Source organism: Bradyrhizobium sp. NBAIM01 (genome assembly GCF_020194115.1).
GTDB classification, from domain to species: Bacteria; Pseudomonadota; Alphaproteobacteria; order Rhizobiales; family Xanthobacteraceae; genus Bradyrhizobium; species Bradyrhizobium yuanmingense.
Genome location: NZ_JADYVU010000010.1, coordinates 131,748 through 144,199, shown reverse-complemented (window position 1 = coordinate 144,199; position 12,452 = coordinate 131,748). Strand labels below are relative to the sequence as shown.

Here is a 12,452-nt window from a genome sequence, read left to right as displayed (position 1 = left end):
TGAGTCTTGGGGGCTGATCGCCAATGTCGGCGTTGATTGAAGAGGGACGGGCGAAGGTCAATTTGAGCCTTCGCGTCGTCGGCCGTCGTGCCGATGGTTATCATGATCTCGAAAGCGTGGTCGCGTTTGCCGACTGCGCCGACCGGCTCACCTTGGAGCCGGGCGGGGAGCTGAAGCTCACCACGACTGGGCCGCTGGCTGCCGCCTGCGGCGACACAGCCGACAATCTCGTGCTCAAGGCCGCCAAGCTCCTTGCCGAGGCGATCCCTGGCCTGCAGCTTGGCGCCTTCGCGCTCGACAAGGTGCTCCCCGTTGCAGCCGGCATCGGCGGCGGCTCGGCGGATGCCGCGGCCGCGCTGCGGCTCCTGGCGCGTCTCAACGATCTGTCGCTCGATGATCCCCGCATTCAGAAGGTCGCGCTCGCAACCGGCGCCGACGTGCCGGTGTGCCTCCTCTCGCGCGCCTGCGACATGACCGGCGTCGGTGAGCAGCTGCTGCCGCTCGCGCTGCCGAGCATGCCTTGCGTCATGGTCAATCCGCGTGTGCCTGTCGCCACCAAGGACGTGTTCCAGGCGCTGGGCCTGCGCAACGGCGAGCTCCTGGTCGGCGTCACCGACGTCATCCGCGCACCGGCCTGGCCCGGCGAAGGCGGCTCGATTTCCGATTGGGTCGAGGTTCTCGACACGGTCGCCAACGATCTCGAAGCACCCGCGCTGCGGATCGAGCCTGTGATCGGCGAGGTGCTGGACGCCTTGCGCGATTCCGCCGGCGTCAAGCTCGCCCGCATGTCCGGCTCGGGCGCGACGTGCTTTGCGATCTACGGCGCATCTGAGGAGGCACATGCCGCGGCCGAAACGATCCGGCGCGATCACCCCGCCTGGTGGGTGCATGCGGGCACGTTGAGCTAGCCTTCGTCCTCGTTGAGCTCGAGAAACCGCCGGATCTCACCCAACACCTCCTGCGGCTTGTCGTGCTGCAGCCAGTGTCCCGCCCCGGCAATAGTCTTAACGCTCGCGTTCTGGAAGTATCGCTCCAGGCCGGCGGAGCGAGCGCCCGCTAGAAAGCTTTCGCCGGCATTGAGCAGCAGCGTCGGGCACGTGATCCGCGACCACAGCTCGATGTGATCGTCGGGCCAGAGCCGATGTGGCGCGGAGGCGCGCTGATAGGGATCGAATTTCCAGCTGTAGCTGCCGTCCTCGTTCTGCCGCGCGCCATGCCTGGCGAGATGCAGCGCGAGGTCCCGTGACAGGCGCTTGTTGTGAAGCACCATCTGTGCGGCCGCGTCCTCGAGGCTCGGATAGCGGCGCGGGGTGCGGTCGTGGAGCTTGTCGAGCTGGCCGACCCATCTGCCGATGCGCTCATGCGCCGGCGGCTTCGGTGTGTCCGGCAACATGGTCACGCCGTCGAGGACGACGAGCCTCGTGACCTGTTCGGGGAATGCGCCCGAAAAGATCAGGCTCACCATGCCGCCCATCGAATGGCCGATGAGAGTGACCTGAGGCGTGGCTAAGGTGCGAACCAGCTGCACGAGATCGTACACGTATTCTGTCAGCGCGTAGCTGCCGCCTTTCGTCCAGTCGGAATCGCCGTGACCACGGAGATCGGGCGCAACGACGCGAAAATGCGGTTGCAGCGAGCGCGCGATGTGATCCCAGCTGCGGCAATGATCGCGGCCGCCGTGCACCAGGATGGCGGTGGGTGCGCCCTCGTTGCCCCAGTCGGCGTAGTGCAGCCGCAGGCCGTGCGATTCATAGAAGCGGCTTTGCGGGGCGCTAGCCATTGGCCGGCCGCCGCGCCAGGGCGAGCGAGAGGCCGAGGCCCGCGATGAAGACGCCGGAGCCCTGCGTGAGGCGACGCATCAGAAGCGGCCGTCCGGTCAGCTGCGCGCGCGTCGCGGAGGCCATCAGCACCACCACGACATCGGCGAGCGTGTTCAGGGCCACGGAGATCGCACCGAGCAGGATGAATTGCAGCGTCGGGTTCGAGTCCGACGGATCGAGAAACTGTGGAATGAAGGCGAGGAAGAATGCCGCGGTCTTCGGATTGAGCGCTTCGACCAGCACGCCGTCGCGAAACGCGCGCTTGTCGCCGATCGGCTCGCTCCCGAGCGACAGGTTGTTGCCGGCGCTGCGAAACGTCTTGATGCCGAGCCAGACCAGATAGAGCGCGCCGACGAATTTCACGGCGGCAAACAGCTCCGCGCTGGCCAGGATGATGGCGGAGATGCCGAGGCTGCCCGCGACCACATGAACCAGTCCGCCCAGCGCCGTGCCCGCGGTCGAGGCGAAGCCGCTGCCACGCCCCTCCGACAAGGTTCGCGCCGCGACGTAAAAAATGCCAGGGCCGGGAACGGCGGCAACGAGGAGAGCTGCGGCCAGGAACAGCCAGAAATTCGTTTCGATCATGCCGTTTTCGTAGCGGAGCGGGCGGCGATTGCAAGGCCTCTCGCTTATCCCAGCCGGCGCAAGATCACGCTGGCATTGACCCCGCCGAAGCCGAACCCGTTGGAGATGGCATGCTGCATCGGCATCGGCCGCGCGCTGCCTGCGACGATATCGATGCCTTCGGCGCCCGCATCGGGGTTTTCGAGATTGAGCGTGGGCGGCGCGATCTGGTCGCGCAACGCGAGCACGGTGAAAACCGCTTCCAGCCCGCCGGCGGCGCCGAGCAGGTGACCCGTGGCCGATTTGGTCGCGCTCACGGCAATGCCGCGGTTGCGGCCGAACAGCGCGCCGATGGCGCCTAGCTCGCTTTCGTCCCCGGCCGGTGTCGAGGTCGCGTGCGCGTTCAGGTGCTGCACATCCGCGGGCGCAAGCTTGGCCTGCCGAAGCGCGATCTCCATGGCGCGGCGGGCACCATCGCCATCCGGCGGCCCCGAGGTCATGTGATAGGCGTCCGCGGTCGTGCCGTAGCCGACGATCTCGGCGATCGGCGTCGCGCCGCGCGCCTGCGCATGCTCCAGCGCCTCGATCACCAGGATGCCGGCGCCTTCGCCCATCACGAATCCGTCGCGGTTGCGATCGAACGGACGCGAGGCGCGCGCGGGCTCGTCGTTGAAGCCGCTCGACAGTGCGCGCGCCGCCGCAAAGCCGCCGACGCTGACGATGTCGATGCAGGCCTCCGCGCCGCCGCAGATCGCAACGTCAGCTTCGCCTGATCGGATCATGCGTGCGGCATCGCCGATCGCCTGCACGCCGGCGGCGCAGGCCGTGACGGGCGTGCCCAGCGCGCCCTTGTAGCCGTATTTGATCGAGATGTGGCCGGCGGCGAGATTGGCGAGGAACGAGGGGATCGTGAACGGCGACAGCCGGCGCGCGCCGCGCTGCGCGGTGATGCGCACCGCCTCCGCCATCGCAGGAAAGCCGCCGACGCCGGAGGCGATGATCGTCGCGGTGCGCTCGAGCGCGCCAGCATCCTGCGGTGTCCATTTGGCTTGCGCGACGGCTTCTGCCGTCGCGAGCAGCGCGAACAGGATGAAGCGGTCCATCTTGCGCTGATCCTTGGGCGCGGCAGCCTGCGCCGGGTCAAAGCCGCCTTCGGCATCATCGGCCTTGTCGGGCACGAGACCTGCAATGCGCGCCGGCAGCGCCTCTGCCCATTCCGGCAACGGGCGCAGCCCGCTTTGCCCGGCCAGCAGCCGCCGCCACGTCAATCCGACGCCGCAGCCAAGCGGCGACACCGCGCCCATTCCCGTCACGACGATACGACGCATGTCAGTCTCCAGCCGGCGCGACGGCCGGGTTCATGGCCTTGAGCGAAGCAAGCCGTGCGCGCATGCCGCGGCTGGCGCGGGGACCTGCGACGACGACCGCATTGGCGAGCGTGATCGGGCGCTTATCGGCGGCATCGACCAAGAGCGGCTCGAGCGGGCGGACATCGTCGCGGCTCGCCAGCAGGATGGATTCGCCTTTCGGCGCCAGATGCTTGTTGCCCCAGGCGAAAAGCGTAGCGATCACGGGGAAGAAATCCCGCGCCTTGTCCGTCAGCACATATTCGTAGCGCGGCGGGCGCTCCTGATAGCGGCGACGCACGAACATGCCGCTTTCGGTCAGATGCGCCAGCCGCCGCGACAGGATGTTCGGCGCAATGCCGAGGCCTTGCGAGAACTCGTCGAACTTCGTCGCACCCTGAAATGCATCGCGCAGAATCAGGATGCTCCACCATTCGCCGACCGTCTCCACCGCGCGGCCGACCGGGCATTCCAGGATCGAAGGGGATTTGGGCTGCATGGCGGGCAAGGTAGGTCAGTAACTTGCAAAATGCAAGTGACCGCGCGGGGAGCCATGTGGAGCGAGTGAGGCTGGATTCTGCTGGTGAGATGAAGCGCGCTCTCGTGCCCCGGACGCAGCGCAGCGCCCCCTAGCGGTGCGCTGCAGAGCCGGGGCCCATATTGATCATGATTGCGGATGTCGCATGGGTCCCGGCTCTGCGCAGCAGCGTTTCACGCTGCAGCGTGTCCGGGACACGAGGGCGAGCGGTGCCGTCGCGGCGTACTCCGTCATTGCGAGCGCAGCGAGGCAATCCAGACTGTTTCCGCGGCGGGATTTTGGATTGCTTCGCTACGCTCGCAATGACGGGTGCGGGGAGCGCGCAAAGCGTGAGCGTCAGTCGCCTAATGCGATCTTGCCAAGCAGAACGCCACGACCTGCTCCAGCGCGCTCTTCATCGGCGAGGGCGGGAACAGCGCCAGCGCATCCACGGCCATAGCGCCGTAGTGCTGGGCGCGGATCAGCGTGTCCTCGAGCGCGCGGTGCTTGTTCATCAGGCCGATGGCGTGATCGAGATCGGAATCGCCGATCTCGCCGCGCTCGAGCGCCCGGATCCAGAAGGCGCGCTCGGTGTCGTTGCCGCGGCGGAAGGCGAGCACGACGGGCAGCGTGATCTTGCCTTCGCGGAAATCGTCGCCGGTGTTCTTGCCGAGCTTGGCGCTCTTGCCGCCGTAGTCGAGCACGTCGTCGACGAGCTGGAAGGCGATGCCGAGATTCATGCCGACCGAGCGGCAGGCGGTCTGCTCCGCCTTCGGGCGGTTCGCGATCACGGGGCCGACCTCGCAGGCGGCGGCGAACAATTCGGCGGTCTTGCCGCGGATCACGGCGAGATATTCGTCCTCGGTGGTCGCGGTGTTCTTGGCGGCGGCGAGCTGCATCACCTCACCCTCGGCGATGGTGGCGGCCGCCGCGGAGAGGATGTCGAGCGCGCGCAGCGAGCCGACCTCGACCATCATGCGGAAGGCTTGGCCGAGCAGGAAGTCGCCGACCAGCACGCTTGCCTCGTTGCCCCAGAGCATGCGCGCCGACAGCTTGCCGCGGCGCATCTCGCTCTCGTCGACCACGTCGTCGTGGAGCAGGGTGGCGGTGTGCATGAACTCGACGCTGGCAGCTAACTTGATGTGGCCGTCACCGGTGTAGCCGGCGAGGTTGGCCATGGCGAGCGTCAGCATCGGGCGCAGGCGCTTGCCGCCCGAGGAGATCAAGTGGTTGGCCACTTCAGGGATCATGGTCACGTCGGAGCCGGTCCGCGACAGGATCGTGGCATTGACGCGCTCCATGTCGGGAGCGACAAGGGCAACCAGCTCTTCGATCGACGCGCCGGGGGTTTCGAAAGGTACGATGACGGCCACGCCGGTCTCCAATATTTGCCCCGGAAGGGCTATTCTGATGGAAATACAATAGAAACTGGCGGCGGATGCGGCAAGGGCCGCGGAACCATTGACATTTGCCGCGTTAGCCACTTTCAGGCAGGAGACCTCCGTTTTGCGTGAACTGGTTCGGACCAACGATATGGTGCTGGTGTCGGCGATTGGCGCGCTGCTCGACGGCGCCAACATCCATCATCTGGTGCTGGACCAGAACATGAGCATCATCGAGGGATCTCTCGGCATTCTGCCGCGGCGGATCCTGGTTCATGAGGACGACGCCGAGGAAGCCAGGGCGCTCCTCACCGAGGCAGGCCTCAGCCACGAACTGCGCGGCGATGATTGAGGCCGCGGATATTACCGAGGACGCGTTTCTCGGCGGGCAGTTGCGCTTGATGCAGAAGCGGTCAGGCCACCGCGCCGGGCACGACGCCATCCTGCTGGCAGCAGCGACCGACGCTAAGGCGGGTGACCGCGTGGTCGAGCTTGGCGCCGGCGTCGGCACGGCGGGCCTTGCGCTGGCGCGGCGCGTCGCGGGGATCAGGCTCAGCCTGGTCGAGATCGATCCGGAACTGGCGCTGCTCGCGCGGGCCAACGCCGCCGCGAACGCGATTCCTGCCGAGGTCATCGTGCTCGACGTCACCGCCGACGCGCAGGCGTTTGCAGCGAACGGACTTCTGCCCGACGGTTCCGACGCCGTATTGATGAACCCGCCCTTCAACGACCCCGCACGCCATCGCGGCTCGCCGGATCAGGCGCGCCACACCGCGCATGTGGCGAGGGAGGAGACGCTGCATGCGTGGGTGCATGCAGCCCGGCGCATTCTCCGATCGAGCGGCGTGCTGACCCTGATCTGGCGCGCGGACGGAATTGGCGACGTCGTGGCAGCGCTGTCACGCGGCTTCGGCAGCCTCGCGATCCTGCCGGTTCATGGCGAAGCGGGAAAGCCTGCCATCCGGGTGCTGGTGCGCGCAGTCAAAGGCGGCCGGGCACCGACGCAATTGCTGCCGGGCCTCATGCTCAACGAGGAGTCAAACGTGCCGAAGAAAGAGGTGAAGGATATTCTGGAGGGGAGGGCGGCGTTGCCGCTGGCGAGGCCGTGACGGCTTATTGCGGAAGCGATCCCGTCTGCTGCTCTTGCGGCGACGTAAAGTGAAGCGCCGTGAAAAGCGCACCGATCAGCAGCAACAGCAGATAGATCTTCATGGCGTTTCCTTCCGCTGCCTATTGCAGCTTCCCAACGCGGATTCTGCAAAACACGTTCCTGGCACTTTCAATGACACTCGCGTGATAAGAAATGGTTAATCAGAGGTAAGGCCATGGCCGAACAATTGAACGATCGTGAGAGTTCCGGCCTGGCCGACAAGCTCATGCAATATCTGCCGGCGCGCTTTCGTCCCGGCACGGCGGTCGTGCCGGTGGTGCGGCTGTCCGGTGTGATCGGTGCGGTGACGCCGCTGCGTCCGGGCCTGACGCTTGCCGGCGTCGCGCGGGTGCTCGAGCGCGCGTTTTCCTATCGGCACGCCAAGGCCGTGGCGCTGGTGATCAACTCGCCAGGCGGTTCGCCGGTGCAGTCGCGCCAGATCTACTTGCGCATCAAGCAGCTCGCCGCGGAAAAGAAGCTGCCGGTGCTCGTGTTCGTCGAGGACGTTGCGGCCTCCGGTGGTTACATGATCGCCTGCGCGGGTGACGAGATCATCTGCGATCCCTCCTCGATCCTCGGCTCGATCGGCGTGGTCGGCGGCAGTTTCGGCTTTCAGGAGGCGATCAGGCGGCTCGGCATCGAGCGGCGCCTCTACACCTCGGGCGAGCACAAGGCGATGCTCGACCCGTTTCTTCCGGAAAACCCTGACGACGTCATGAGGCTGAAGGCGATCCAGCGCGAGATCCACCAGATCTTCATCGCGCTAGTCAAGGAAAGCCGCGGCGCCCGGCTGAAGGGAGCGGACGACACGCTGTTCACGGGCGAATACTGGGCAGGGGACAGCGCGATCGCGCTGGGGCTCGCCGACAGCATCGGCGATCTCCGCTCAACTCTTCGTGCCCGCTATGGTGAGAAGGTTCTCACCCCCGTGATTGCGCAGCCGACCGGGCTGCTCTCCGGCCTTTTGGGCCGGAAATCGCCCGGCGCGGGGCACCTTTCGGCCCTGGAATCAATGGCCGGGCTGCCGGACGAGCTGATCTCGGCGGTCGAGACGCGGGCGATTTGGGCGAAATTCGGGTTTTAGGTCTCGCGCTCCCGCGCCATTTCGCCCGGGCGGCGCCAATTGCGGCGCAGGTCCATCTGCGCAACAATGCGTGTGGGGGCTGAGCATGAGACGAGGATCGACCGATGCCGCCGTTCGTCGCTTTCGCGGGCGTCCTGGGCGGGCTTGCCGTGGTCCGCTGGGCCTACAAGACCGCCATCCGAATCAACCAGGAGCTTGAGGAGATGCGCCTGTCGCGCGTCGCCGAGGCCGCCCGTATGGGGGATATCCAGACGCTGAAGCGTGACCCCGTGACCGGAGCTTACCGGCCGGGGTAGGGCACACCTCCACGCGTTCGTCATTCCGGGGCTCGCGAAGCGAGAGCCCGGAATCCATCCGAACCACGGAGTGAGCGGCGCAATGGACTCCGGGCTCGCCCTGCGGGCGCCCCGGAATGACGCCCGAATCCAACCCCTTCGCCTTGATTCCCATCCCCGCCGTCGATACGGTCCCGCGCGATTCAAAACCCCCCGCGAGAGCCCGATCTGACGATGGACGCCTCATTGCCCGCCCATATGCGCCCGGAACGCTCGTTCCAGGGCTTCATCCTCGCGCTCCAGCGGTTCTGGGCCGAGCAGGGCTGCGTGATCCTGCAGCCCTACGACATGGAAATGGGCGCGGGCACCTTCCATCCGGCGACCACGCTCCGCGCGCTTGGGCCAAAGCCGTGGAACGCGGCCTATGTGCAGCCCTCGCGCCGGCCCAAGGACGGCCGTTACGGCGAGAACCCGAACCGGATGCAGCACTATTACCAGTTCCAGGTGATCATGAAGCCGTCGCCGCCGAACCTTCAGGAGCTGTACCTGAAGTCGCTCGCCGCGATCGGCATCGATTCCGCCGTGCACGACATCCGCTTCGTCGAGGACGATTGGGAGAGTCCGACGCTGGGCGCCTGGGGCCTCGGTTGGGAGTGCTGGTGCGACGGCATGGAGGTCAGCCAGTTCACTTACTTTCAGCAGGTCGCCGGCTTCGAATGCGCCCCGGTCGCGGGCGAGCTCACCTACGGGCTCGAGCGCCTCGCGATGTATGTGCAGGGCGTCGACCGCGTCTACGACCTCAATTTCAATGGACGCGACGGTGACCAGAAGGTCACCTATGGCGACGTGTTCCTGCAGGCCGAGCAGGAATATTCGCGGCACAATTTCGAATATGCCGACACCGCGATGCTGTTCGAGCAGTTCAAGATGGCGGAAGCTGCCTGCAAAAAATATCTCGACGCCGGCTGGCGCGACGGCGGCAACCGGAAACAGCATCTGATGGCGCTGCCTGCCTACGACCAGTGCATCAAGGCGAGCCACGTCTTCAACCTGCTCGATGCCCGCGGCGTGATCTCCGTGACCGAACGGCAGAGCTACATTCTGCGCGTGCGCGAGCTCGCAAAAGCTTGTGGCGAGGCCTGGATCCACACTGAAGCGGGCGGAGCGGCCTGATGCCCGATCTTTTGCTTGAACTGTTTTCCGAAGAAATTCCCGCGCGCATGCAGGCGAAGGCGGCGGACGATCTGCGCCGCATGGTCACCGACAAGCTGGTTGCCGAAGGCCTAGTCTATGAGGGCGCAAAGGCGTTCGCGACACCGCGCCGCCTTGCGCTCACCGTGCACGGCATCCCAGCGCGCCAGCCTGATCTGAAGACCGAGCGTCGCGGCCCGAAGGTCGGCGCGCCCGATGCGGCCGTGCAGGGCTTCCTCAAGGCAACCGGTTTGAAGTCGTTGGACGAAGCCAAAATCCAGCGCGACCCCAAGGGTGATTTCTACATCGGCTTGATCGAGAAGCCCGGCCGCGACGCGATCGACGTGCTCGCCGAGATCCTGCCTGTCATCATCCGCACCTTCCCCTGGCCGAAATCGATGCGCTGGGGCGCGCGTTCCGGCAAGCCGGGGTCGCTGAACTGGGTGCGTCCGCTGCACGCGATCACCGCGACCTTCGGACCCGAGACCGAAGAGCCCGATGTCGTGACGTTCGAGGTCGACGGCATCGAGAGCGGCCAGACCACTTACGGTCATCGCTTCCTTGCGCCGGCGCCGATCTCCGTGCGCCGCTTCGAGGACTACGAGGCTAAGCTTCTTGCAGCAAAAGTCGTGCTCGACCCCGAGCGCCGCAAGGACGCCATCCTCACCGACGCCAAGCAGCTGGCCTTCGCGCAAGGTTTTGAGCTGGTCGAGGACCAGAACCTGCTCGACGAGGTCGCCGGCCTCGTCGAATGGCCGGTCGTGCTGATGGGCTCGTTCGAGCCGGAATTCTTGAAGACTCCCGACGAAGTCATCCGCGCCACCATCCGCAACAACCAGAAGTGTTTCGTGGTGCGCGACCCCAAGACGGGCAAGCTCGCGAGCAAGTTCATCCTGGTCGCCAATATCGAGGCGACCGATGGTGGTGCGACCATCATCGCCGGCAACGAGCGCGTCATTCGCGCCCGGCTGTCGGATGCGAAGTTCTTCTACGAGACGGACCTGAAGATGAAGCTCGAGGGCCGGCTGCCGAAGTTCGATCAGATCGTGTTTCACGAGAAGCTCGGGACGCAGGCGGAACGCATCATGCGCATCGAGCGCCTGGCCGCCGAGATCGCGCCGCTGGTCGGCGCCGATGTCGCCAAGGCGACGCGCGCGGCGCATCTGGCAAAGGCAGATCTGCTGACGGAAGTCGTCGGCGAATTCCCGGAAGTGCAGGGTCTGATGGGCAAATACTATGCGCTGGCTCAGGGCGAAGACGCCTCCGTCGCCGCGGCCTGCGAGGAGCACTACAAGCCGCAAGGGCCTGCTGATCGCGTTCCGACCGATCCGGTCAGCGTCGTGGTGGCGCTCGCGGACAAGATCGATACCCTGGTTGGGTTCTGGGCGATCGACGAGAAGCCGACGGGCAGCAAGGACCCCTATGCGCTGCGTCGTGCGGCGCTGGGCGTGATCAGGCTGATCGCCGAGAACGCGCTGCGTCTGTCGCTCATAAAGGTGGCGGGATCAGCGCTCGCCGGCTTGTCGGTGAAGCCGGCCGATGCCTCGAAGCTTCCGAGCGATCTGCTCGCCTTCTTCGCCGATCGCCTCAAGGTCCAACTCCGCGAGCAGGGCGCGCGCCACGATCTCGTCGATGCCGTGTTCGCGCTCGGCGGCCAGGACGATCTCCTGATGATCGTCCGCCGCGTCGAGGCGCTCGGAAAATTCCTCGACTCTGACGACGGCAAGAACCTGCTCGCCGGCACCAAGCGCGCCAGCAACATCCTCAGCATCGAGGAGAAGAAGGACAAGCGCAGCTTCGACGGCGCGCCGGATGCTGCGCTCTACAGCCTCGCTGAGGAGAAGGCGCTGGCCAAGGCGATCGGTGAGGTGAAGGCGGAAGCCAGCGCTGCGGTGGCCAAGGAAGACTTCGCCGCCGCGATGAGCGCGATGGCAAAGCTGCGTCCGCCGGTCGATGCCTTCTTCGACAAGGTGCGCGTCAATGACGACGATCCCAAGGTGCGCGAGAACCGCCTGAAGCTCCTCAACGAGATCCGCAGCGCCACGCGCGCGGTGGCGGACTTCTCGAAGATCCAGGATTGAGGCGCGGTTTGCGGCAAACACCGCTGTCATTCCGGGGCGCGCGTGGCGCGAGCCCGGAATCCATAACCACGATCGTGAGTATGGATTCTCAGGTGCGCAATTGCGCACCATAGCCCACGCCTCCGGCGTGTCCCGGAATGACGGCTGCTGATGTGGCTTGCCCAAAGAAGCCCCGCCCGGCGGGGGGAGGACCGGGCGGGGCCTGATGTCCGATTTAACACTGCTCGCGCCAGCCTGATGTGACGCGCCGGACATCGAATGGAGCGGCTGCGTCTTTAGTCCAGCACCTCGACGATGCGGCGCGAGCGCGGCTCGACCAGCACGGTTTCGCCGTTCACGACGGTGTAGCGATAGGTCGTGGCGCCGAAACGTTGCGGCACGTCATAATAGGTGACGCCTGCCTCGGGTAAGGTGGTGCCGACCACCACGCGATCCGGAATGCGGAAGGGCGGCACACGTTGTTCAACGACATATTCGCGGAAGGCGGGCCGTTGTTCGACGGCAATCGTCGGCGCGCCGTCGACCATGGCGGGCGCGCGTCCAATCGTGACATCGCTTTGCGCCTGCGCCGCAAGGGGCGCGCCGGTTGCGGCCGCGAGCGCTGCGAGAGCAAAAATCCTGTTCCGCATGGACAACTCCTTCGACGTGATTCTGCGGGCGCGCGAGCGGCGCGACCGGTTGCCAATGCGTGCCTCAAGCCAATGTTCCGGGAAAAGGCATGCCGCATTCGCGGCAATTTCGGGCAGTTTTCGTGAGGCCGGAACTCGCAGCAGCCCTTGCGCATCTCTACTCCCGGAACCCATCCGGTTATGATCCGCGCGCGATTCGCCTCACCTCACAGAAAGATAGTTCATGCACATCACCGTCGCCCACATTTCGCCGATCCTGTCGTTGATTGCGGGCGTGCTCATCCTGATCATGCCGCGGCTTCTCAACCTCATCGTCGCGATCTTCCTCATCGTCAACGGCGCGATCGGGCTCGGGCTCCTGAAGTGGCTCCGCTTCTAGGCGTTCACTTTTCGGAACTGTCCGTCTTGCGCGG

The 12,452-nt window shown here is 65.9% G+C and carries 14 protein-coding genes; 8 read left to right on the top strand and 6 right to left on the bottom strand.

Annotated elements, in window-relative coordinates; genetic code table 11:
* Positions 1-23: 23 nt before the first annotated feature.
* A complete protein-coding gene (locus tag I6F31_RS27605; RefSeq protein WP_109144972.1) occupies positions 24-908 on the top strand; it encodes a 4-(cytidine 5'-diphospho)-2-C-methyl-D-erythritol kinase in 885 nt (294 codons plus the stop codon).
* On the opposite strand, the gene I6F31_RS27600 is transcribed toward I6F31_RS27605, so the two are convergent.
* The 5 genes from I6F31_RS27600 to I6F31_RS27580 all read right to left on the bottom strand — a co-directional run bounded on the left by I6F31_RS27600 (position 905) and on the right by I6F31_RS27580 (position 5,620).
* The gene (locus I6F31_RS27600; RefSeq protein WP_225147839.1) at positions 905-1,780 is read right to left on the bottom strand and encodes an alpha/beta hydrolase; all 876 of its coding nucleotides are present in this window, start codon (positions 1,778-1,780) and stop codon (positions 905-907) included. The two genes, I6F31_RS27605 and I6F31_RS27600, sit on opposite strands and share 4 nt — an antisense overlap.
* Complete coding sequence (locus tag I6F31_RS27595; protein ID WP_225147838.1) at positions 1,773-2,405, bottom strand: LysE family translocator; 633 nt, start codon at positions 2,403-2,405, stop codon at positions 1,773-1,775. The genes I6F31_RS27600 and I6F31_RS27595 overlap by 8 nt, the downstream gene beginning before the upstream one ends.
* Before the next feature lie 44 nt (positions 2,406-2,449).
* Positions 2,450-3,712 carry a beta-ketoacyl-ACP synthase II gene (gene fabF, locus I6F31_RS27590; RefSeq protein ID WP_225186420.1) on the bottom strand — a complete coding sequence of 421 codons (1,263 nt, stop codon included), beginning with the start codon at positions 3,710-3,712 and terminating at the stop codon, positions 2,450-2,452.
* A 1-nt stretch (position 3,713) separates the two neighbouring features.
* Positions 3,714-4,229: a helix-turn-helix domain-containing protein gene (locus tag I6F31_RS27585; RefSeq protein WP_057026305.1), complete on the bottom strand. Its 516-nt coding sequence runs from the start codon at positions 4,227-4,229 to the stop codon at positions 3,714-3,716.
* Between the two features lie 383 nt (positions 4,230-4,612).
* Complete coding sequence (locus I6F31_RS27580) at positions 4,613-5,620, bottom strand: polyprenyl synthetase family protein (RefSeq protein ID WP_036006386.1); 1,008 nt, start codon at positions 5,618-5,620, stop codon at positions 4,613-4,615.
* A gap of 133 nt (positions 5,621-5,753) precedes the next feature.
* On the opposite strand from I6F31_RS27580, the gene I6F31_RS27575 reads away from it, so the two are divergent.
* From I6F31_RS27575 to glyS, 6 genes are all read left to right on the top strand, one after another.
* Entirely contained in the window at positions 5,754-5,981 is a 228-nt protein-coding gene (locus tag I6F31_RS27575) for a DUF2007 domain-containing protein (RefSeq protein WP_008562067.1), read from the top strand.
* Positions 5,974-6,738, top strand: a complete 765-nt coding sequence (locus tag I6F31_RS27570; RefSeq protein WP_225186419.1) for a methyltransferase — start codon at positions 5,974-5,976, stop codon at positions 6,736-6,738. Before I6F31_RS27575 ends, I6F31_RS27570 begins: the two co-directional genes overlap by 8 nt.
* 216 nt (positions 6,739-6,954) lie before the next feature.
* Complete coding sequence (locus tag I6F31_RS27565) at positions 6,955-7,863, top strand: S49 family peptidase (RefSeq protein WP_225147836.1); 909 nt, start codon at positions 6,955-6,957, stop codon at positions 7,861-7,863.
* Between the two features lie 104 nt (positions 7,864-7,967).
* Positions 7,968-8,159, top strand: coding sequence for a hypothetical protein (locus I6F31_RS27560; RefSeq protein WP_057026308.1), 192 nt, complete (start codon positions 7,968-7,970; stop codon positions 8,157-8,159).
* Positions 8,160-8,372: 213 nt separating this feature from the next.
* Positions 8,373-9,311, top strand: a complete 939-nt coding sequence (locus I6F31_RS27555; protein ID WP_036006377.1) for a glycine--tRNA ligase subunit alpha — start codon at positions 8,373-8,375, stop codon at positions 9,309-9,311.
* Complete coding sequence (gene glyS / locus I6F31_RS27550; protein WP_225147833.1) at positions 9,311-11,410, top strand: glycine--tRNA ligase subunit beta; 2,100 nt, start codon at positions 9,311-9,313, stop codon at positions 11,408-11,410. The genes I6F31_RS27555 and glyS overlap by 1 nt, the downstream gene beginning before the upstream one ends.
* Before the next feature lie 275 nt (positions 11,411-11,685).
* On the opposite strand, the gene I6F31_RS27545 is transcribed toward glyS, so the two are convergent.
* The gene (locus tag I6F31_RS27545) at positions 11,686-12,039 is read right to left on the bottom strand and encodes a DUF1236 domain-containing protein (RefSeq protein ID WP_036006381.1); all 354 of its coding nucleotides are present in this window, start codon (positions 12,037-12,039) and stop codon (positions 11,686-11,688) included.
* A gap of 223 nt (positions 12,040-12,262) precedes the next feature.
* On the opposite strand from I6F31_RS27545, the gene I6F31_RS27540 reads away from it, so the two are divergent.
* Complete coding sequence (locus tag I6F31_RS27540) at positions 12,263-12,418, top strand: DUF3096 domain-containing protein (RefSeq protein ID WP_008562090.1); 156 nt, start codon at positions 12,263-12,265, stop codon at positions 12,416-12,418.
* Positions 12,419-12,452: the final 34 nt, after the last annotated feature.

Excerpts from the sequence above, each read along its gene's own strand:
- I6F31_RS27555 (WP_036006377.1), top strand. The coding sequence starts at position 8,373 with ATGGACGCCTCATTGCCCGCCCATATGCGCCCGGAACGCTCGTTCCAG.
- I6F31_RS27570 (WP_225186419.1), top strand. The coding sequence starts at position 5,974 with ATGATTGAGGCCGCGGATATTACCGAGGACGCGTTTCTCGGCGGGCAG.
- I6F31_RS27565 (WP_225147836.1), top strand. The coding sequence starts at position 6,955 with ATGGCCGAACAATTGAACGATCGTGAGAGTTCCGGCCTGGCCGACAAG.
- fabF (WP_225186420.1), bottom strand. The coding sequence starts at position 3,712 with ATGCGTCGTATCGTCGTGACGGGAATGGGCGCGGTGTCGCCGCTTGGC.
- glyS (WP_225147833.1), top strand. The coding sequence starts at position 9,311 with ATGCCCGATCTTTTGCTTGAACTGTTTTCCGAAGAAATTCCCGCGCGC.
- I6F31_RS27605 (WP_109144972.1), top strand. The coding sequence starts at position 24 with ATGTCGGCGTTGATTGAAGAGGGACGGGCGAAGGTCAATTTGAGCCTT.
- I6F31_RS27595 (WP_225147838.1), bottom strand. The coding sequence starts at position 2,405 with ATGATCGAAACGAATTTCTGGCTGTTCCTGGCCGCAGCTCTCCTCGTT.
- I6F31_RS27585 (WP_057026305.1), bottom strand. The coding sequence starts at position 4,229 with ATGCAGCCCAAATCCCCTTCGATCCTGGAATGCCCGGTCGGCCGCGCG.
- I6F31_RS27540 (WP_008562090.1), top strand. The coding sequence starts at position 12,263 with ATGCACATCACCGTCGCCCACATTTCGCCGATCCTGTCGTTGATTGCG.
- I6F31_RS27600 (WP_225147839.1), bottom strand. The coding sequence starts at position 1,780 with ATGGCTAGCGCCCCGCAAAGCCGCTTCTATGAATCGCACGGCCTGCGG.
- I6F31_RS27545 (WP_036006381.1), bottom strand. The coding sequence starts at position 12,039 with ATGCGGAACAGGATTTTTGCTCTCGCAGCGCTCGCGGCCGCAACCGGC.
- I6F31_RS27560 (WP_057026308.1), top strand. The coding sequence starts at position 7,968 with ATGCCGCCGTTCGTCGCTTTCGCGGGCGTCCTGGGCGGGCTTGCCGTG.